This is a genomic window from Actinomadura luteofluorescens (genome assembly GCF_013409365.1).
Lineage (GTDB): Bacteria > Actinomycetota > Actinomycetes > Streptosporangiales > Streptosporangiaceae > Spirillospora > Spirillospora luteofluorescens.
Genome location: NZ_JACCBA010000001.1, coordinates 3,340,948 through 3,360,048, shown reverse-complemented (window position 1 = coordinate 3,360,048; position 19,101 = coordinate 3,340,948). Strand labels below are relative to the sequence as shown.

General features: G+C 71.5%; 15 protein-coding genes and 2 rRNA genes. 9 read left to right on the top strand and 8 right to left on the bottom strand.

Annotated features, from left to right (window positions below):
• The first annotated feature begins 264 nt into the window (after positions 1 to 264).
• The 3 genes from BJY14_RS15450 to BJY14_RS15440 all read left to right on the top strand — a co-directional run bounded on the left by BJY14_RS15450 (position 265) and on the right by BJY14_RS15440 (position 4,167).
• A 23S ribosomal RNA gene (locus tag BJY14_RS15450) occupies positions 265 to 3,377 on the top strand.
• A gap of 157 nt (positions 3,378 to 3,534) precedes the next feature.
• Positions 3,535 to 3,651 (top strand): 5S ribosomal RNA (gene rrf / locus BJY14_RS15445).
• Positions 3,652 to 3,816: 165 nt separating this feature from the next.
• Positions 3,817 to 4,167: a hypothetical protein gene (locus tag BJY14_RS15440; protein WP_179844245.1), complete on the top strand. Its 351-nt coding sequence runs from the start codon at positions 3,817 to 3,819 to the stop codon at positions 4,165 to 4,167.
• Between the two features lie 127 nt (positions 4,168 to 4,294).
• On the opposite strand, the gene BJY14_RS15435 is transcribed toward BJY14_RS15440, so the two are convergent.
• The 4 genes from BJY14_RS15435 to BJY14_RS15420 form a co-directional block, all read right to left on the bottom strand.
• Positions 4,295 to 5,947, bottom strand: coding sequence for a DNA repair helicase XPB (locus BJY14_RS15435; protein WP_179844244.1), 1,653 nt, complete (start codon positions 5,945 to 5,947; stop codon positions 4,295 to 4,297).
• A gap of 169 nt (positions 5,948 to 6,116) precedes the next feature.
• Positions 6,117 to 6,575, bottom strand: coding sequence for a hypothetical protein (locus tag BJY14_RS15430; protein WP_179844243.1), 459 nt, complete (start codon positions 6,573 to 6,575; stop codon positions 6,117 to 6,119).
• Between the two features lie 137 nt (positions 6,576 to 6,712).
• Entirely contained in the window at positions 6,713 to 9,073 is a 2,361-nt protein-coding gene (locus BJY14_RS15425) for a helicase-associated domain-containing protein (protein ID WP_179844242.1), read from the bottom strand.
• A gap of 94 nt (positions 9,074 to 9,167) precedes the next feature.
• Positions 9,168 to 9,785 (bottom strand): TetR/AcrR family transcriptional regulator, encoded by a 618-nt coding sequence (locus BJY14_RS15420; protein ID WP_179844241.1) that lies wholly within the window; start codon positions 9,783 to 9,785, stop codon positions 9,168 to 9,170.
• Between the two features lie 167 nt (positions 9,786 to 9,952).
• Between BJY14_RS15420 and BJY14_RS15415 the strand changes: the two genes are divergently transcribed.
• Positions 9,953 to 10,435 carry a GNAT family N-acetyltransferase gene (locus BJY14_RS15415; RefSeq protein ID WP_218905396.1) on the top strand — a complete coding sequence of 161 codons (483 nt, stop codon included), beginning with the start codon at positions 9,953 to 9,955 and terminating at the stop codon, positions 10,433 to 10,435.
• A 12-nt stretch (positions 10,436 to 10,447) separates the two neighbouring features.
• Here the strand turns inward: BJY14_RS15415 and BJY14_RS15410 are convergent, their stop codons facing one another.
• Positions 10,448 to 10,810, bottom strand: coding sequence for a hypothetical protein (locus tag BJY14_RS15410; RefSeq protein WP_179844240.1), 363 nt, complete (start codon positions 10,808 to 10,810; stop codon positions 10,448 to 10,450).
• A 212-nt stretch (positions 10,811 to 11,022) separates the two neighbouring features.
• On the opposite strand from BJY14_RS15410, the gene BJY14_RS15405 reads away from it, so the two are divergent.
• Positions 11,023 to 11,664: an HAD family hydrolase gene (locus tag BJY14_RS15405; RefSeq protein WP_258944718.1), complete on the top strand. Its 642-nt coding sequence runs from the start codon at positions 11,023 to 11,025 to the stop codon at positions 11,662 to 11,664.
• A 176-nt stretch (positions 11,665 to 11,840) separates the two neighbouring features.
• Positions 11,841 to 12,236, top strand: a complete 396-nt coding sequence (locus tag BJY14_RS46530; protein ID WP_179844238.1) for a cold-shock protein — start codon at positions 11,841 to 11,843, stop codon at positions 12,234 to 12,236.
• A gap of 30 nt (positions 12,237 to 12,266) precedes the next feature.
• Here the strand turns inward: BJY14_RS46530 and BJY14_RS15395 are convergent, their stop codons facing one another.
• Entirely contained in the window at positions 12,267 to 13,661 is a 1,395-nt protein-coding gene (locus tag BJY14_RS15395; protein ID WP_179844237.1) for an MFS transporter, read from the bottom strand.
• Positions 13,662 to 13,818: 157 nt separating this feature from the next.
• Here BJY14_RS15395 and BJY14_RS15390 point away from each other — a divergent pair, with 157 nt between their 5' ends.
• Positions 13,819 to 14,679: a DUF3027 domain-containing protein gene (locus BJY14_RS15390; RefSeq protein ID WP_179844236.1), complete on the top strand. Its 861-nt coding sequence runs from the start codon at positions 13,819 to 13,821 to the stop codon at positions 14,677 to 14,679.
• Between the two features lie 4 nt (positions 14,680 to 14,683).
• On the top strand, positions 14,684 to 17,650 hold the full coding sequence (locus BJY14_RS15385; protein ID WP_179844235.1) for a sacsin N-terminal ATP-binding-like domain-containing protein: 2,967 nt from the start codon (positions 14,684 to 14,686) through the stop codon (positions 17,648 to 17,650).
• A gap of 16 nt (positions 17,651 to 17,666) precedes the next feature.
• Here BJY14_RS15385 and BJY14_RS15380 read toward each other — a convergent pair whose 3' ends face one another.
• Both BJY14_RS15380 and BJY14_RS15375 read right to left on the bottom strand, forming a co-directional pair.
• The gene (locus BJY14_RS15380; RefSeq protein WP_179844234.1) at positions 17,667 to 17,927 is read right to left on the bottom strand and encodes a DUF2530 domain-containing protein; all 261 of its coding nucleotides are present in this window, start codon (positions 17,925 to 17,927) and stop codon (positions 17,667 to 17,669) included.
• Positions 17,928 to 17,931: 4 nt separating this feature from the next.
• Positions 17,932 to 18,504, bottom strand: coding sequence for a TetR-like C-terminal domain-containing protein (locus BJY14_RS15375; protein ID WP_179844233.1), 573 nt, complete (start codon positions 18,502 to 18,504; stop codon positions 17,932 to 17,934).
• 100 nt (positions 18,505 to 18,604) lie between these two features.
• On the opposite strand from BJY14_RS15375, the gene BJY14_RS15370 reads away from it, so the two are divergent.
• Positions 18,605 to 19,069 (top strand): MarR family transcriptional regulator, encoded by a 465-nt coding sequence (locus BJY14_RS15370; RefSeq protein ID WP_179844232.1) that lies wholly within the window; start codon positions 18,605 to 18,607, stop codon positions 19,067 to 19,069.
• The last annotated feature ends 32 nt before the right edge of the window (positions 19,070 to 19,101 follow it).

The window sequence follows — 19,101 nt, the reverse complement described above, 5'->3', positions numbered from 1 at the left end:
CGGCTGGGGGAAGGGGAACGGCGGTTTCAGGCGGGTGGCGGGTTGGACACGCTGTTGGGTCCTGAGGGAACGGGCGCGAGCTCGACCTCGGACTACGGGACCAGGACCACATTCCTTGATTGGGGTGTGGTTTTGGTGGGCCCGGTTGTTTTTTGAGAACTGCACAGTGGACGCGAGCATCTCTGGTAGATGACGGACTCGCAGAGGCCTTCGGGTTTTTGTGGGTTTGTTGTTTATCTGCGATTTGTTCTGATCGTTTTGTGTGTTCAAGTTTTTAAGGGCATACGGTGGATGCCTTGGCATCAGGAGCCGATGAAGGACGTGGGAGCCTGCGATATGCCTCGGGGAGTCGGCAACCAGACTTTGATCCGGGGATTTCCGAATGGGGAAACCTGGCACCCGTCATGGGGTGTCGCCGCCTGCTGAATGTATAGGCAGGTTGGTGGGAACGCGGGGAAGTGAAACATCTCAGTACCCGCAGGAAGAGAAAACAATAGTGATTCCGTGAGTAGTGGTGAGCGAAAGCGGAGGAGCCTAAACCGTGCGCGTGTGATAGCCGGCAGGCGTTGCGTGTGCGGGGTTGTGGGACCACCCTGGTTCAGCTGCCGCTGAATCGAGGAGTTATAAACCGCTGGGATAGTCGAATGGCTTGGGATGGCCGACCGTAGACGGTGAGAGTCCGGTAGACGAAATTCGAGTGGCTTCTGGGTGTGTTCCCGAGTAGCACGGGGCCCGTGAAATCCCGTGTGAATCTGCCACGACCACGTGGTAAGGCTGAATACTTCCTGATGACCGATAGCGGACCAGTACCGTGAGGGAAAGGTGAAAAGTGCCCCGGTGAGGGGTCGTGAAATAGTACCTGAAACCGTGTGCCTACAAGCCGTCAGAGCCTCCTCAGCAGGGACTTGTTCCTTGTTGTTGGTGATGGCGTGCCTTTTGAAGAATGAGCCTGCGAGTTATGGTGTGTGGCGAGGTTAACCGGTGGCGGGTAGCCGTAGCGAAAGCGAGTCTGAATAGGGCGTTTTTAGTCGCATGCTGTAGACCCGAAGCGGAGTGATCTAGCCATGGGCAGGGTGAAGCGCCGGTAAGACGGTGTGGAGGCCCGAACCCACCAGGGTTGAAAACCTGGGGGATGACCTGTGGTTAGGGGTGAAAGGCCAATCAAACTCCGTGATAGCTGGTTCTCCCCGAAATGCATTTAGGTGCAGCGTCGCGTGTTTCTTGCCGGAGGTAGAGCTACTGGATGGCTGATGGGCCCTACCAGGTTACTGACGTCAGCCAAACTCCGAATGCCGGTAAGTGAGAGCGCGGCAGTGAGACTGCGGGGGATAAGCTTCGTAGTCGAGAGGGAAACAGCCCAGATCATCGGCTAAGGCCCCTAAGCGTGTGCTAAGTGGGAAAGGATGTGGAGTTGCTGTGACAACCAGGAGGTTGGCTTAGAAGCAGCCACCCTTGAAAGAGTGCGTAATAGCTCACTGGTCAAGTGATTCCGCGCCGACAATGTAGCGGGGCTCAAGCACACCGCCGAAGCCGTGGCATTGACACGTAAGTGTTGATGGGTAGGGGAGCGTCCTGTATCCGGTGAAGCCTCGGGGTGACCCAGGGGTGGAGGGTGCGGGAGTGAGAATGCAGGCATGAGTAGCGAATCACACGTGAGAAACGTGTGCGCCGGATGACCAAGGGTTCCTGGGGCAGGCTAATCCGCCCAGGGTAAGTCGGGACCTAAGGCGAGGCCGACAGGCGTAGTCGATGGACAACGGGTTGATATTCCCGTACCCGCTGGTATGCGCCAACGCTGAATCCTCTGATGCTAACCACCCGAACCATGCTTCGGGCCTTCGGGCTTGTTGTGTGGGGAGCGTGGGGCCCGAGGGGGTAGTAGGTGAGTGATGGGGTGACGCAGGAGGGTAGCTCAGCCCGGGCGATGGTTGTCCCGGGGTAAGGCTGTAGGGAGAGAGATAGGTAAATCCGTCTCTCACGTATCCTGAGAGCTGATGCCGAGCCGTTTTAGGTGAAGTGAGTGATCCCATGCTGCCGAGAAAAGCCTCTAGCGAGTGTACCGGCGGCCCGTACCCCAAACCGACTCAGGTGGTCAGGTAGAGAATACCAAGGCGATCGGGTGAACTGTGGTTAAGGAACTCGGCAAATTGCCCCCGTAACTTTGGGAGAAGGGGGACCTCGCCCGGTGATGGCATTTGCTGTCTGAGCTGGGTGGGGTCGCAGAGGCCAGGGGGAAGCGACTGTTTACTAAAAACACAGGTCCGTGCGAAGTCGTAAGACGCTGTATACGGACTGACGCCTGCCCGGTGCCGGAACGTTAAGAGGACCGGTTAGGGGGACTTGTTCCTTCGAAGCTGAGAATCTAAGCGCCGGTAAACGGCGGTGGTAACTATAACCATCCTAAGGTAGCGAAATTCCTTGTCGGGTAAGTTCCGACCTGCACGAATGGCGTAACGACTTCCCCGCTGTCTCAACCACAGGCCCGGCGAAATTGCAGTACGAGTAAAGATGCTCGTTTCGCGCAGCAGGACGGAAAGACCCCGGGACCTTCACTATAGCTTGGCATTGGCGCTTGGAGCGTCTTGTGTAGGATAGGTGGGAGACTGTGAAGCCCAGACGCCAGTTTGGGTGGAGTCATTGGTGAAATACCACTCTGGTCGTTTTGAGCGTCTAACCCGCACCCGTGTATCCGGGTGGGGGACAGTGCCTGGTGGGTAGTTTAACTGGGGCGGTTGCCTCCCAAAATGTAACGGAGGCGCCCAAAGGTTCCCTCAGCCTGGTTGGCAATCAGGTGGCGAGTGCAAGGGCACAAGGGAGCTTGACTGTGAGACGGACGTGTCGAGCAGGTGCGAAAGCAGGGCCTAGTGATCCGGCACCTACGTGTGGAAGTGGTGTCGCTCAACGGCTAAAAGGTACCCCGGGGATAACAGGCTGATCTTCCCCAAGAGTCCATATCGACGGGATGGTTTGGCACCTCGATGTCGGCTCGTCGCATCCTGGGGCTGGAGTAGGTCCCAAGGGTTGGGCTGTTCGCCCATTAAAGCGGCACGCGAGCTGGGTTTAGAACGTCGCGAGACAGTTCGGTCCCTATCCGCTGTGCGCGTAGGAGAATTGTGAGGGTCTGTCCCTAGTACGAGAGGACCGGGACGGACGAACCTCTGGTGTGCCAGTTGTCCCGCCAGGGGCACGGCTGGTTGGCTACGTTCGGTCGGGATAACCGCTGAAAGCATCTAAGCGGGAAGCCTTCCTCGAGATGAGTTCTCCCACCCCGTCAGGGGTGTAAGGCCCCCGGTAGACGACCGGGTTGATAGGCCGGAGATGGAAGCGCGGTAACGTGTGGAGTCGACCGGTACTAATAGGCCGAGTGGCTTGAACACACTGAACGTTCAGAGTGAATTGCTGCGAGAGATTGTTCGCGTCCCTGTGTGGTTCCCAGGAAACAACTGGGTTCCCGTGTGTTGTTGATAACTGAATTTTTTCGAGCCGAATGGTTCGGACGTGGATTTGCCCACCTGCGGGTGGTGCGTTGAGACGTTCGGTGGTTTTGGCGAGGGGGAAACACCCGGTCCCATCCCGAACCCGGAAGTTAAGCCCTTCAGCGCCGATGGTACTGCATGGGAGACCGTGTGGGAGAGTAGGACGCCGCCGGACATATATTGGAAAAGGCCCCGCCGTTATCGGCGGGGCCTTTTTCCGTTTCCTGGCACTGCGCGCTGTTAGTCTGCGCGCCATGGATCGCCTGTTCGCCCGGGTCGTGGACGGGCGCCTCCGCGTCTACGAGGTCGGGGCCGCCGCGGAAAAGCCCCTCCAGGAGGTGTGGTCCGTTCCGACTGGCCGAGTGTCGCGTACTCGCCGGACGGCACGCTGGTCTGGGTGTACCGGCCGGATGCGATGGCCCGGCGTGGGACCCCTGACACGTGGGTGGTCCTCGACACCCGCTCCGGGACGGTCCGCGGGCAGGCCGACGTGGCCTTCCACGAGTGTCCGAGCGGCGACGTGGTGCTGAGCCTGCCGGTCGGGGCGTTCGGCCACGACCCCGAGGACGCGGCCTTCGACGCGCATTCCCGCCATTCATACGATCTGGAGCCGCTGGGGGACGGCTCCTGGCTGACAACGGACCCGGAGGGCCGGCCAGTCCGCTGGATCGACCGAAGGCAGAACGGGTGACACCTCATCCGCCATACCCGTAAGGGGCCCGCGGGCAAGGCGGAGCCTGTGCCGGCGCGCCCCCCTCGGCGGGTGGGCGGTGCTCAGCGAGCCCGTCAGGGAAGGGAGCACCACCCGCGGTGAGGCGTCAGAACTCGTCGCCGGCGAGGACGGTGTCGGCGTCGACGATCCGGTACGCGTAGCCCTGCTCGGCCAGGAAGCGCTGCCGGTGGGCGGCGTAGTCCTGGTCCAAGGTGTCGCGTGCCACGACGGCGTAGAAGCGTGCCCCCGCGCCGGACGCCTTGGGCCGCAGGAGACGCCCCAGCCGCTGGGCCTCCTCCTGCCGGGACCCGTAGGCGCCCGAGACCTGGACGGCGACGGACGCCTCCGGCAGGTCGATGGAGAAGTTCGCCACCTTGGAGACGACCAGGACGCCGATCTCGCCGCTGCGGAACGCCTCGAACAGCCGCTCCCGCTCGCGGATGCGGGTCTCGCCCTTGATGACCGGAGCGTCCAGGAGCGAGCCCAGCTCGTCCAGCTGGTCGATGTACTGCCCGATGACGAGGGTCTGCTCGCCGCGGTGCCGGTCGACGAGCGCCTGGATGAGCTTGGTCTTGGTGTCGGTGGTGGCGCAGAAGCGGTACCGCTCCTCGGGTTCGGCGGTCGCGTAGGCGAGCCGTTCGGAGTCGGTGAGGGTGACGCGCACCTCGACGCAGTCGGCGGGCGCGATCCAGCCCTGCGCCTCCATGTCCTTCCACGGCGCGTCGTACCGCTTGGGGCCGATGAGGGAGAACACGTCCCCCTCGCGGCCGTCCTCCCGGACGAGGGTCGCGGTGAGGCCGAGGCGGCGGCGGGCCTGGAGGTCGGCGGTCATCCGGAAGATCGGCGCGGGCAGCAGATGGACCTCGTCGTAGACGACCAGGCCCCAGTCGCGGGCGTCGAAGAGCTCCAGATGCGCGTAGGCGCCCTTCCGGCGCGTCGTCATGATCTGGTAGGTGGCGATGGTGACCGGCCGGATCTCCTTCTTGGTGCCGGTGTACTCGCCGATCTCGTCCTCGGTGAGGGAGGTGCGGCGCAGCAGCTCCTGCTTCCACTGGTGCGCGGAGACGGTGTTGGTGACGAGGATCAGCGTGGTCGCCTGGGCGCGGGCCATGGCGGCGGCGCCGACGATGGTCTTGCCGGAGCCGCAGGGCAGGACGACGACGCCGGAGCCGCCGTGCCAGAACGCCGAGGCGGCCTCGCTCTGGTAGGAGCGCAGGTCCCAGCCGTCCTGGACGAGGGAGATGGCGTGGGCCTCGCCGTCCACGTAGCCGGCGAGGTCTTCGGCGGGCCAGCCGAGCTTGAGCAGGGCCTGCTTGAGGGCGCCGCGCTCGCTCGGGTGGACGGCGACGGCGTCGTCGCCGACCCGGTCGCCGATCATGCCCTTGATCTTCTTGGCGCGCATCACCTCCTCCAGGACCGACCGGTCGGAGGACGACAGGATGAGGCCGTGCACGGGGTCCTTCTCCAGCCGCAGCCGCCCGTACCGGGCCATGGTGTCGGCGACGTCCACGAGCAGGGCGTGCGGGACGGGGTACCGGGAGAAGCGGATCAGCGTGTCGACGACCTGCTCGGCGTCGTGGCCGGCGGCGCGCGCGTTCCACAGCGCGAGCGGTGTCACCCGGTAGGTGTGGACGTGCTCGGGCGCCCGTTCGAGCTCGGCGAACGGGGCGATCTCCTTGCGGCAGGCGTCGGCCAGCTCGTGGTCGACTTCCAGCAGCAGCGTCTTGTCGGACTGGACGATGAGCGGACCGTCGGTCAAAGCAGAAGCCCCCGTCGGGTTTCGGAAGATCGATGCCTCGTCCGGACAGTGGCATCGCTGCCGCACGCTACCCGAGCGGCGGCGGCGCTTCGCGCGTTCCGGAGAGGACTGGGGTCTTCAACGCCCCGGCGGCCGCCTTTATTGCGTGCGGGCGGTCCGGGCGCGCCGGTCAGATCCCCCCGGAGGAGCCGTAGTCCGGCTCGGACATCGTGCCGATCAGGATGTAGACGATCAGGAAGGCGATGCCGATGAGGATCGACGCGGCGAAGAGCGACCAGCTCCAGATCGTCAGCCTCCGGGCGGACGGCGGGTCGGTCTGGACGCGGCCGAGGGCGATCGCCGCGGTGATCACGCCGGGGATCGCCACGATGTTGCAGCACAGCACGATGGCGACGGCGTTGCAGACGAGCGCGGCGATGGTGGAGCCGTTGCTCGTGGCCTGGTAGGGGACGCCCGGGGGCCCGTAGCCGTATCCGTATCCGTAGCCGGGCTGGCCGTAGCCCGGCTGGGTGGTGTAGCCGTAGCTCTGCCCGTGCGGCTGCCCGTAGGCGCCGCCCGTGTCCCAGCTCTGGTCTCCGCCGTAGGGGTCGTCCCAGCCCGACGGCGGACGCCCTCCGTACCCGCTCATCGGGAGCCTCCTCGCACCATTCGCCCGGACACGCTACCCCGTCCGATCAACACTTGTTTTGACCGTATGCGAGGTTCGCCGGTTCCCATCGTTTCCGGCGTCCGGTTCCGGACAGCGGCGGGCGTCGCCGGGACGGTTCAGGAGGCGTCGTCGAGTTCGGAGACGCCGGTGATGCGGTGCAGCGCGAAGCGGTGCACGGCGGCGCGGGTCGCGTCGTAGCCGGTGAGGAAGCCGCCCTCGACGCGGACGGGTTCGACGATGCGGCTGGACGCCTGCCCCTGCTGGTCGAGGTAGCCGATCCAGACGCGGCCGCCGCGCTCGACGGCGCCGCGCAGCCGCTCGACGGTGGCCATCGCGGGAGAGCGGGGCGGTTCGCCGGACGGGGCCTGCCGGGCCTGCTCGGCGCCGTGCCGGGACGCCTCGTCGCCGGCGCGCAGCGCCCGCACCGCCGCGGAGATCATCGAGGCGTCGGTGCGGTCGTCGGGACGGAACCGGACGATCTCGGCGGTGGGCGGCGGGTCGGCGCGCTGCGCGTCCGGCCGGGTCACGATCACGCCGCCGCCGGGCGCCTCGGCGACCGGGGCGAGGCCCATGGCGCGCAGGCCGTCGAGCAGGTCGGCGCGCTGCAGCCCGGACGCCAGGACGGTCGGGGCGAGGCGGTACAGGCGCAGCGGCGCGGCGCGCCGGTCGGCGAGGATCTCGTCGAGGGTGGCGGGCGCGTCGGTCCGGACGTAGGACGACAGGGCGCCGACGCGCAGGTGGCCGTGCCGGCGGGCGACGTCGTCGATCAGGTAGAGGAGCGGCTGCGGGAGCGGGGTCGCCGAGTGCCGGGTGAGCAGGTCGGTGACGTCGGCGGCGGTGCGCCCCGCGTCCAGGGCCCGGCGGACGGACTCGGGGGTGAAGCGGTACACGGTGGCGCCGCCGGTGGACTCGACGTCGGCGGCGAGCGCGAGCTCCCGGGCGAGCTCGGTGACCAGCGGGCCCGGCGCGACGGCGGTCAGGTCGGCCTGGACGAGGATCTCGTCGACGGGGTCGGGGAGGTACTTCTCCAGCGCGGGCTCGGGGTCGTCGCCGGCGAGCAGGTCGCGGCCGAACGGGGCCAGCTCCCCGAAGCCGGTGAGGCCGAGGGCGGCGGCCTCGCGGAGCGTCCAGCCGACGAGGCGGTCGCGGGCGGGCCCGCCGTGGCGGGGCCGCAGCCACGCGAGCCGGGCGCGGAGCGCGTCCTCGCCGACGGCGACGCCGCGGTCAGCGCCGGCGAGGACGTCCAGGACGGCGCGGCGGGTGGACGGTGCGCTGCTGCGCGTCATCGCCTCGCTGAGGGCGTTGATGAGCCGGTCGCGGTCGTCGCGGTCTCCGGCGAGCCCGGCGGCGCGGTCGGACTTCAGCCAGCCGCGGGCCAGCTCCGTCCAGCGCCCGGCGGTGTCGCGCATCAGCCACAGGTCGTAGGCGGGGGTGGGCAGCCACTCGCCGTCGAGGTCGCCGCTGCGGGTCAGCAGGCCTGCCGCGTAGGCGACCTCGACGAGCAGGGCGGCCTTCCACTCCGGGACGTCCAGGAGCGTCGCGGCGGCGCGCAGGTCGCGGACGGCGAGGCCGCCGCTGCGCAGGACGGGCGGCGGTTCCAGGCCCCAGCGCTCCAGCAGCTCCTCGATCAGCCGGACGGCGCCCGCGGCCTCGCCCGCCGCGGCGCGCACGACCACGTCCTCGCGGCGCGGCCCGGCCGCCGGGGTGAGCGGGGGCGGCTCGGCGGGGACGTCGCGGAGCAGCACCCCGCCGCGCAGGTGCAGGGCGACCTCGCGGGGCAGCGTGACGGTGCGGTCGTCCTCGGCGGCGAGGAGGCCGCGCGCCAGGAGCCGCTCGATGGGGGTGGTCGCGGTGTCGAGCCGGACGGGGCGGCGCGCGTCGGCGACGCGCCCGACCGGCGGGCCCCACGCGAGCTGGTCGAGGGCGGCCCGCGCCTCGGGCCCGGCGTCCTCGATCAGGGCGGCGGGGTCGCTCAGCAGCTCGGTGAGCCGGGCGAGGAGGCGGCCGGAGTCGGCGAAGCCGCGCGGCGCCTCGCCGTCGAGGTCGGTGACGAGGTCGGTGAGCCGCTCGGCGGGGTAGCCCGCGAAGACCTCCCGGACGGGCGGCCCGAGCCCGGCGGGGTGCGGCAGGCTCTGCCGGACGCCGGGCGCCGTGGCCGGGGCGCCGTCCCCCCAGGCCAGCGCGAACCGGCGGAGGGTGGCGAGCGCGCCGGAGGTCTGCTCGGAGGTGGCGCCGAGGGCGGCGGCGAGCGCGTCCGGCCCGGCCGGGGCGGGCAGGACGAGCAGGGCCTCCAGGACGGCGAGGGTGAAGCGGTCGAGCCGGTCGAGCGCGCGGGACACGGCGGTGGGCGTGGCGGCGCGGGCGGCGAGCGCGGTCAGGTCGGCGGGGACGGGGGCGAGCAGTTCGGGACGCGCGGACAGCAGCGCGCGCAGTTCGTCGTCGCCGCGCGCCCGCAACCAGTCCGCATACGTTTCCATGCCGTTCCCCAACTTTAAGTCGCGTGCATGCCGCAGGCACGCGGGCCTCCAGGTTAGAGGCCCGCGCGAGGTGGGGAACTCGGCCGTGCCGCGATCAGGTGGCGGGCGTGCGCTCCAGGTGCACCAGCCCGAGGCCGAGCCGAGCCCAGCTCTCCACGAACCGCTTCTCGTCGATGCGCGTTGGGGGCTCGTACATCGCCTCGTTCGCCAGCCAGTAGTTCACCACGGCGCCGCCGAGGATCGACGCGACCGCCGGCCAGTCCTCGTCGGAGCCCTCGAACTCGGGCTGCGCCGCGAGCCAGGTGGCGATCCCGTCGTAGAGCGGGTTGACGATGCCCTCGCGCATCTCCGCGACCAGGTTCGGGAACTGGTCGAGGTCGCGGAACAGGACCCGGATGAGGTCCTGCTCCTCGCGCATCTTGGCGAGCCCGGCCTGGCACGTCATGCGCAGCCGGGTTTCGAGCGGGCGCTCCTCGAACGCGGTGGACTGCGTGAGGACGTCGCTTATCTGCCGGCGGGTCCGCTCGATGTGCTCGCGGATGGCCGAGGAGAGCACTTCCTCCTTGGACCGGAAGTGCCGGTAGAGGCCGCCCGCGCCCGGGGACAGGCCGGCCGCCGCCTCGATCTCGGCGACCGACGTCGCCGCGTAGCCCCGGTCGGCGAACAACCGGAGCGACTCGGTCACGATGCGATCGCGCGTAGATGTCGTCATGGTGATGAATTCCTCCGCAAGAACAGTAAGGCATGTTCACGCGGCGGGCCGCCCGGTCGCGCGCGGCGCGCCCGAATCCGTGATGCCGCTCGCGGCGGGCCGCCCGGCGACTAGAGTTCCTTCGTCCGCGCCCCGTCGCCGGAGGGGCGTCGTCGGAAAGGTCGGCGATGTTCAAGTCTCCGCGGAAGGCGGCCGACGGGGCCTTCCTGCCCGAGGACTTCGTGGTGCCCACGCTGGTGGCCGGACCCGACTTCCAGATCCGTCCGATCACCGTGCACGACGTCGTCAAGGACTACGGCGCCGTGATCGGCAGCCTGGACCGGCTGGCCGGGCGGTTCGGGCCCGAGTGGGGCTGGCCCGACCGCGAGTTCACCTTCGAGCAGGCCCTGATCGACGTCGCGTGGCTGCAGAAGCAGGGGCAGCTGCGGCGCTCGTTCAGCTACGTCGTGATCACACCGGACGGGGAGCGGCAGCTCGGCCGCATCCACGTCGCCCCCTCGGACCGTCCCGGCTCGGACGCGGTGGTCGTCTTCTGGGTGCGCGCGGACGAGGAGAACTCCGTCCTGGAGAAGGAGCTGGAGGGGTTCGTCCGCGAATGGGTCGGCACGGCGTGGCCCTTCGACAAGGTCCGCTTCCCCGGCCGCGACTGACCCGGGCGGCGACTAGCCCAGGCGGCGGACGAGGCCGACGAGGATGCGTCCGACCACCAGGTAGACGAGGGCGGCCAGACCGTAGTTGACGGCGACCTCCACCTTGGGGTTGTCCGGCTGGAAGACGTCCTTGAACTGCCAGCACAGGTCGGTGGCGCGGTCCCCGAACCAGCGGACGAGGTCGTTGGCGGTGTTGGCCTCGAACGCCACGAAGACGATGTGCACGGCCAGGATCGTCACCACGAGCGTGGTGACGATGGACACCGCCGCCGCGAGAAGGCCGACGGCGCGGCGGCGCGCAGCGGCGGCGGCGGGGATCCGGCGGGCGCGCGGGGCGCGGTGGTCACCGCCTGGCTCGGTCTGGGTCCCTGCCATGTGCGGCCTCCTTCACCGGGTCGGGGCGATGCGTCCTTGGGGCGGGGATGGTGCGTTCGTGTGCTGTGTTTTCCCTGGTCAGGTGGTTTGTGGTCGAGGGCCCGGGTATATCCGCAGCACGGTCCCGCGCTCTCCTACTCGGATCCCGTCGCATCGCCACTACCAGGAGAGCGCGGGTCCTTGCGTGTGTCCAGCCCCCTTACCCTGTGGACGTGCTCGATCTTCCCTCCTCCGCGCCGTCCCGCGACGGCCTCGCCATCGGTTTCGACCTCGATCTGACCCTCGCCGACACCCGCGCCGGGATCAGTGCCGTCTACGCGGCCCTGGCGGCGGAGACGGGCGTCCCGATCGACACCGGCCAGGTGGTGCGGCGCATCGGGCCGCCGCTGGAGGAGGAGCTGGCGTACTGGTTCCCGCCGGAGCGGGTGCCCGCGATGGCGGCGCGCTACCGGGCGATCTACGCCGACGTCGCGGTCCCGGCGACCGTCCTGATGCCGGGCGCGGCCGCCGCGCTGGAGGCCGTGCGGGCCCGCGGCGGGCGGGTGGTCGTCGTGTCGGGCAAGAACCAGGCCGACACCGAGCGGACCGTCCGGTTCCTCGGGCTGGCGGCGGACGCCGTGGTGGGCGGCCTGTTCGGCGCCGACAAGGGCGCCGCGCTGCGCGAGCACGGCGCCGGCGCCTACATCGGCGACCACACCGGCGACGTGGACGCCGCACGGGCCGCGTCGGCGGTGGCGGTGGCCGTCGCGACCGGCGCGTTCGACTCGGCGGCCCTCAGCGCCTACGGCGCGGACGTCGTCCTGCCGGACCTGCTGGCGTTCCCCGGCTGGCTCGGGGGCTTCGGGGCGGGCTGAGCCGCTCCCGGCGGGCTGAGCTGGGCGGCGATATTCGGATGCCGTTCCGGGACGTCCGGGATAGCGTCGATCGCGTTGCCCCGTAGGCGTCGCGGGGGCCCCCGGCATGTTCACCGGCCCGCTGCGAGGCACTAATCTTGGGGTCGATTCAGGACGATTACCGAACGAGGTCTCCGGTGCCGACTGGCAAGGTCAAGTGGTACGACTCCGACAAGGGGTTCGGCTTCCTCACCCGCGACGACGGCGGTGAGGTCTTCGTGCACTCGTCGGCGCTGCCGGCCGGGGTCACGACCCTCAAGCCGGGCCAGCGCATCGAGTTCGGCGTGGTCGAGGGGCGCCGCGGTCAGCAGGCCCTGCAGGTGCGGGTGCTGGAGACGCTGCCGTCGGTGGAGAAGACCATCGCCAAGCAGCGGCGCAAGAAGCCCGACGAGATGGTCGTCATCACCGAGGACCTGATCAAGCTGCTGGACGGGATCTCCAACACCTACCGGCGGGGCAAGCACCCGGCGCCCGCGGAGGCCAAGAAGATCGCCATCGTGCTGCGCGCGGTCGCCGACGACCTGGCGCCCTGACGCCTCCGGCCGCCCGGGCGTTCCCGGGGGTCAGGCGCGCATCTCGTGGTGCGCGTCCTTGAGCGGGCCGGCGGGGTCGGGCCGGCCGGCCGCACGCCGGGCTCCGGCCTGCCGCATCACCAGCAGCCCGGACGCGAGGGCGAGCGCCGCCGCGACGGTGGCGAGCGCGAGCCGCCCGTCCGCGACGATCGACATGCCGAGGCCGAGCAGCCCGCCGAGGACCCAGCTGAGCTGGTGCAGGGTCTCCGACACCGCGAAGGTGGACGAGCTCACCTCCTCGCCGATCTCGCGCTGCACGACCGCGTCCATGGACAGCTTGCCGAGCACCTGACCGAGCCCGGCCGCGGTCGCCACGGCGAGGGCCGCCCACAGCCCGAAGAACGCGGCGCCCGCGGCGGTGACGCCGGTGACGGTCGCCAGCGTCGCCGACACGATGAACCGCGGCGCCCGCGCCTTCATCCAGGCGCCGAGCGCGGTGCCGATCAGCCCGCCCGCGCCCGCGCACGCCGCCAGCAGGCCGAGGGCGACATGGTGCGACACGGGGTCGAACCGCTCCTGGCGCAGCAGGAACGCCAGGTAGATGATCAGGAAGCCGGAGAACGCGCGGAGCACCGCGTTCGCCTGCATCGCCTCGGCGACGACCGGGCCGACGCGCGGCAGCGCCCGCCACCGGCGGCGCGGGGCGGCGCTCTCCGCCGCCCGTTCGGCTTCGGGGACGTCCACGTGCCGGGGCAGCCGCACGGTGAACACGGCGCCCAGCAGGAACAGGACCGTCCCGATGCGCAGCACCCAGCCCGGCCCGATCAGCACGGCGAGCCCGGCGCCGACGGGCGCGGTGATCGACGCGGCGATGAGCCCGGCGAACGAGCAGCGCGCGTTCGCCGTCACCAGCGAGATCTCGTCCGGCAGGACGCGCGGGGTCACCGCGGCCCGCAGCACCCCGAAGGCCTTGGACAGCACGAGCACGCCGAACGCGGCCGGCAGGAAGGTGACCTGGTCGCCGTGCGGGAGCGCGCTCGCCAGCGCCCAGCACAGCAGCGCCCGCATCACGAACGTGCTCGCGATCGCGTACCGGCGGACGTGCCTCGCCCGGTCCAGCGCCGGGCCGATCAGCGGCGCGACCAGCGCGAACGGCGCCATGGTGACGACGAGGTAGAGGGCGACCTGGCTGCGCGCCTGGTCGACGTCCAGGCCGAAGAACAGGGTTCCGGCGAGCGCGACCGTGACCAGCGCGTCCCCGGCGGAGTTGAACGCGCACGACTCGATCAGGCTGCCGAGCCCGCTCCGGCCGGCGCCCTGCGCGTGGGTGACGCGGCGGGTGAGCCGTCCCGTGCCGAGCGCGGCGGAGCGCGCTGCGCGGCACGCCCGCGCCGCACCACCGGTGACGGCGCGTGCGGACCGACCCGCCCGTGTCCGCTCTGCCATGCGCCCTGATCTCTCCTCGCGGTCGGCCCGGCTCGGGACCGGGGGCGGCCATCGGAGTCCTCGACTGAGGGTACGTTCCCCGCTGGAATGCCGGATCACCTCGCGGACGGCGCCCGCCTTGTGCGGGTCACGTGCCCGCATGGGCGAGAATTGACATGTGAGCCCACAGCGCCAGTCCAGCCCCGCGCGCTCCGCCGCCGCGCGCACCACGACCGCGGCCGCCCGCCGGCCCCGCACACCCGCCGTCGACTCCGCCTGCGCCGAGGCGGTCGACCTCGCCCGGGAGGCCGCCGAGGACACCGCCGGCCAGACCCGGGTCGGCGAGCACCTCGGCCTGCGCGCCGAGGGCGACCGGGTGGTCACCCACTACTTCGTGTGCCTCGACCCCGCGTACACCGGCTGGCGGTGGGCCGTGACGGTGACCCGCGCGTCGCGCGCCAGGAACGTCACGGTCAGCGAGTGCGTCCTGCTCCCCGGCGACGACGCGCTCCTCGCGCCGCCGTGGGTGCCGTGGCTGGAGCGGCTGCGCCCGGGCGACCTCGGCCCCGGCGACCTGCTGCCGACCGCGCCCGACGACGTGCGGCTCGCGCCCGGCTTCACGCAGGTGGACGAGTCGACCGACCGCGAGGCCCAGTGGGAGCTCGGCCTCGGCCGCGTCCGGGTGCTGTCGCGTGAGGGCCGCGACGAGGCCGCCGCCCGCTGGTACGACGGCGTCGCCGGGCCCCGCGCCCCTATCGCCGCGTCCGCCCCCGCCCAGTGCTCCACGTGCGGCTTCTACGTGGTGCTGGCGGGCGCGCTGCGGCAGGTCTTCGGCGTCTGCGCCAACGAGTACGCGCCCGACGACGGCCGCGTCGTCTCCGCCGACCACGGCTGCGGCGCGCACTCCGAGGCCGTCTCCCTTCCGGCGGTGTCCGAGCACAACCCGCCGGTCATCGACGAGCTCGGCTACGAGGTCGTCCCCACCGGCGGTGACGAGGACGCCGCGTCCCTCGACGACGAGGCCCTCGGCCACAGCTGATCCCATGGAGGACGTGTTCGGCGCGCGGGCGCTGCGTGAGCGGGTCCTGCGCGCCTGGGCCGAGTCCCCGGCGCGCTTCCGCGAGGACGCCAACGCCGAGGAGGACCACGCGCTCGGCGGCTACCGCGACCGCGTGGTCATCGAGCTGGCGCAGAACGCCGCCGACGCCGCCCGGCGCGCCGCGGTGCCCGGCCGCCTCGCCCTGACGCTGCGCACCGGCGGGGAGCCGCTGCTGATCGCGGCGAACACGGGGGCGCCGCTGGACGCCGCCGGCGTGGAGGCCCTCTCGACGCTGCGCGCCTCGGCCAAGCGCGACGAGCCGGCCACCGCCGGCCGCTTCGGCGTGGGCTTCGCCGCCGTCGTCGCGGTGTCCGACACCCCGGCCGTCGCGTCGGGGACGGCGGGGGTCGAGTGGTCGTCGGTGCGGGCCAGGGAGCTGGTCGAGGGGATCGCGGGCCTGGAGGAGGAGCTGGGGCGGCGCGGCGGGCACGTGCCGCTGCTGCGGCTGCCGTTCGCTCTGGAGCGGGCTCCCGAGGTCCCGGAGGGCTACGACACGGTCGTGCGGCTGCCGCTGCGGGACGAGGCGGTCGAGCCGGTCCGGCGGCAGCTCGGGCAGGTGGGGGCGGCGCTCATGCTGGCGCTGCCCGCTCTTGAGCACGTCGAGATCGACGTCGACGGGGACGTCCGGACGCTGACCGCCGAACGGCGCGCCCCGGGCGAAGTGGTCATCGACGGCGGCCTGTGGCGGACGGTCGAGGAGCACGGGGAGCTCCCAGCGGAGCTCCTGCGGGACCGTCCCGTGGAGGAGCGGGCCCGGCCGTTCTGGCAGGTGCGGTGGGCCCTGCCAGAGGAGGGGCTCCCGGAGGGCACGCCCGGCGTCCTGCATGCGCCCACCCCCAGCGACGAGCGTCTCGACCTGCCCGCGCTGCTCATCGCGTCGTTCCCGCTCGCGCCCGACAGGCGGCATGTCGCGCCCGGTGCGCTGACGGACTTCCTCATCGACCGGGCCGCCGAGGCCTACGTGCGGTTGCTCGGCGAGCTGCCCGTCTCCCCAAGGGTGCTGGATCTCGTGCCGGGGCCGATCGCCGCCGGGGAGCTGGACGCGCGGATCCGGCGCGTGGTCCGGGAGCGGCTCCCGGAGGCGCCCGTCCTGCCGCACCGCACCCGCGGGCGCGACGCGATCGCCGTGGACGCGCCCGCCGCGTTCGTGGAGGTGCTCGGCGGCGGAGACACCGGTGGCGACGCCGTCGTGGGCGGCCTGCTGCCGCCGGAGTGGCCCGCGCGGAGCCCGGCGCTGGCGGCGCTCGGCGTGCGGCGGGTCGAGCTGGCCGACGTGATCGACGAGCTGGCCGCTGTGGACCGGGAACCGGCGTGGTGGCATCGGGTGTACGAGGCGCTCACCGGAGCCGCCACGGACGCGCTGGGAGCTCTCCCGGTGCCACTGGCGGGAGGGACGGGGCGCGTGGTGCGGGGGCCGCGCGGGCTGCTGATCGCGGACGGCGTCGATCCCGCGGGCCTGGACGTGCTGGGGCTGCGCTTCGTCCACCCGGAGGCCGTGCACCCGCTCCTGGCGCGGCTCGGCGCGGTCGAGGCCGGCCCGCGGGCCGTGCTGGCCGACGCGGCCGTGCGGGCGGCCGTCGAGGAGTCCTTCGACTCCGACGACCCCGACGCGGTCGCCGAGGCCGTGCTGGGACTGGTCGCGGCCGCGCACGCCGATCCCGGCGACGAGCCGTGGCTGGCCGAGCTCGCGCTGCCCGGCGACGACGGCGAGCTCTACCCGGCGGGCGAGCTGCTGCTGCCGGACAGTCCGCTGCGTGGGCTCATGGCCGACGACGCCCCGTTCGGCGTCGTGGACGGCGAGGTCCTGGAGCGGTGGGGCGCGGAGACGCTCGCGGCCGCCGGCGTCCTGGACGGGTTCGCGCTGGCCAAGGCCGAGGACGTCAACCTCACGGGTCTCGCCGACGAGGCCGAGAGCCTCGACCTCGACGACGAGGACCTGTGGGCCGACGAGGTGCTGCGCCGGATCGGCGAGCAGGACCTCCCCCCGCTCGTCCCCGAGTTCACGGCGGTCCGCGACCTCGAACTCGTCGACGACTGGGCGGCGGCGCTCAGGGTCCTCGCCGCACCGCCGTGGCGGTCCGCGATCGTGGACCCCGCCCATGTCGCCCTGCACACCGGGCGGCGTGTCGCCGTCCCGTCCTACACGGCGTGGTGGCTGAGCCGCCGTCCCGTTCTGGACGGCCGCAGGCCGGGGGAGTTCCGCCTGGGCGGCGATGAGGCGCTGGCAGGGCTGTACGACGTCGCGCCCCAGGGCCTTGACGAGCATCTCCTGCTCGCTCTGGGCGTCCGCACGTCACTGGTGGAACTGCTCGACGAGCCCGGGGGCGCGCAGGAACTGCTCGATCGCCTGGGCGATGCTCAGCGTCCGGTGGGGCGGGCCCAGTTGGGCGGGCTCTGGACGGCGCTGGCCGACGCCCCGGACGCGGCGGTCGAGCCGCCCGACCGTGTGCGGGCGGTCGTGGACGGCGACGTCGAGGTGGTCGACGCGGCGGACGCCCTCGTCCTCGACGGCCCCGACGTCCTTCCCCTCCTCGAAGGGCAGCCGCTCGTCATCGCCGCGCAGGGCCGCGACGCGCGCCTCGCCGAACTCCTGGACCTGCCGCTCGCCGGGGACGAGATCCCGGGGGTGGTGGAGTCGGACGGGGTGGACCGTCCCGTCCCGGAGGTCGTCAGGGCGGTCCTGCCAGGTGCCCCCGGCGAGTACCTCGCCCATGAGCGCCTCATCGTGGACGGCCAGGAAGTCCCGTGGTGGACGAGGGACGGCCGGATCCACGCGAGCGGCGCCGCCGGCCTGGCGCGGGCCCTGGCGTGGTCGGCCGGGCACTGGGGCGACCGGCTCCTGCTGGAGGCCGTCCTGCGCGCCCCCGAGACCCTGCCCGTCCTGCTCGCCGAGGACGACCTGGAGCCCTAGCGAGGCCCGGCGGGCTTCAGCGGGACGCCTCGCGCTTGGCGGCGCGGTCGGCCTCCTGCCGGGCCCGCCCGGCCTGGAGCCTGGGGACGTACCACACGCCGAACAGCCCGATCCCGATGCCGACGCAGCACACCCACAGCCACCAGCGGTCCTGCGACGGCAGTCCGACGATCAGCAGCACGACGAGCGCCACCGCCCAGGCGAGCGCCCCTGCGGCCGCGACGCGGACGTCGTTGGTCTGCATCGGCGGCGGGTCCGGGCGGCGCGGAGGGCTCATGCGCTCAGGCTACGCGGCCCCGGCCCGCCAGTCCGCTGATGACCATCGTGATGAGCAGCTCATAGCTGGCCTCCAGGTCCGCGGGCAGCCCGAAACCGCCCGCCGCCTCCAGGACGGCGAACCCGTGGACGGCCGAGCGCAGGCAGCGCGCCGCGTGGACGAGCTCCGGCCCCTCCAGGGCGTAGCCGCGCAACGCCCCGTACAGGATGTTCAGCAGCCGCTCCGCGGCGTCGCCCGACGGGACGCCCTCCGGCTCCGCCGTCTGCTCCATCGCCCCGTAGCGGCCCGGATGCGCGACCACGTACGCCCGGTAGGCGTACATCAGCGCCCGGACGGCGTCGTCGCCGGACCGCCCGAGCGCGGCCTCCCCGAGCCGTTCGGCGAGCTCCTCCAGGACGCGGGCGGTCACCAGGTGTCGCAACTCGGCGAGATTGCGGACATGCTTGTACAGGGAGGGGGTCGCGACCCCGGCCCTTCCCGCCACCGCCGCCAGCGTGAGGGCACCGGGGCCCTCGGCGTCCACGACGGCGACGGCGGCGTCCACGACCGCGTCGGGCGACAGTCCCGCACGGGGCATCGCGACCTCCTCTAAATCTCTTTAGCTGTAAGGCTAAGAAGATTAGCGACAGTGTCAAGTGGCGGCGTGGCAGCATGGGCAGCACAGGAGACCGAGGACGATGACAATGCCACCGATCCGGGGCCGCACGGCGTCCGCGCCGGGGCTGGCCGAGGAGCTGCGCATCTCGATCGCGCGGCTGTCGCGCCGGCTGCGCACGCTGCGGCCGTCCGCGGCGGGCGAGGCGAGCACGCTGTCGCTCACGCAGTTCGCCGCGCTCGCCGCCATCGAGCGGCACGGGTCGATGACACCGCGCGAGCTGGCCGACCACGAGAAGGTGCAGCCGCCCTCGATGACCCGCGTCATCGCCTACCTGGAGGATCGGGGGCTCGTCGCGCGCAGCCCGCACCCGACCGACGGGCGCCAGGTCGTGCTGAACGCAACCGACGAGGGCGCCGCCCTGCTCGCCGACGAGCGCCGCCGCAAGGAGGCCTGGCTCGCCCTGCGCCTCAGCGAGCTGACCGACGAGGAGCGCGAGATCCTCCGCCGCGCCGCCCCCGTCATCGACAAGCTCAGCCGTTCCTGACCCCGCCGCCAAGGCGCGCGGGGGCAGCTGTC

Coding starts and splice junctions, on each gene's coding strand:
- BJY14_RS15425 (WP_179844242.1), bottom strand. CDS start 9,073: ATGGAAACGTATGCGGACTGGTTGCGGGCGCGCGGCGACGACGAACTG.
- BJY14_RS15395 (WP_179844237.1), bottom strand. CDS start 13,661: ATGGCAGAGCGGACACGGGCGGGTCGGTCCGCACGCGCCGTCACCGGT.
- BJY14_RS15415 (WP_218905396.1), top strand. CDS start 9,953: ATGTTCAAGTCTCCGCGGAAGGCGGCCGACGGGGCCTTCCTGCCCGAG.
- BJY14_RS15430 (WP_179844243.1), bottom strand. CDS start 6,575: ATGAGCGGGTACGGAGGGCGTCCGCCGTCGGGCTGGGACGACCCCTAC.
- BJY14_RS15380 (WP_179844234.1), bottom strand. CDS start 17,927: ATGAGCCCTCCGCGCCGCCCGGACCCGCCGCCGATGCAGACCAACGAC.
- BJY14_RS15420 (WP_179844241.1), bottom strand. CDS start 9,785: ATGACGACATCTACGCGCGATCGCATCGTGACCGAGTCGCTCCGGTTG.
- BJY14_RS15370 (WP_179844232.1), top strand. CDS start 18,605: ATGACAATGCCACCGATCCGGGGCCGCACGGCGTCCGCGCCGGGGCTG.
- BJY14_RS15385 (WP_179844235.1), top strand. CDS start 14,684: ATGGAGGACGTGTTCGGCGCGCGGGCGCTGCGTGAGCGGGTCCTGCGC.
- BJY14_RS15375 (WP_179844233.1), bottom strand. CDS start 18,504: ATGCCCCGTGCGGGACTGTCGCCCGACGCGGTCGTGGACGCCGCCGTC.
- BJY14_RS15410 (WP_179844240.1), bottom strand. CDS start 10,810: ATGGCAGGGACCCAGACCGAGCCAGGCGGTGACCACCGCGCCCCGCGC.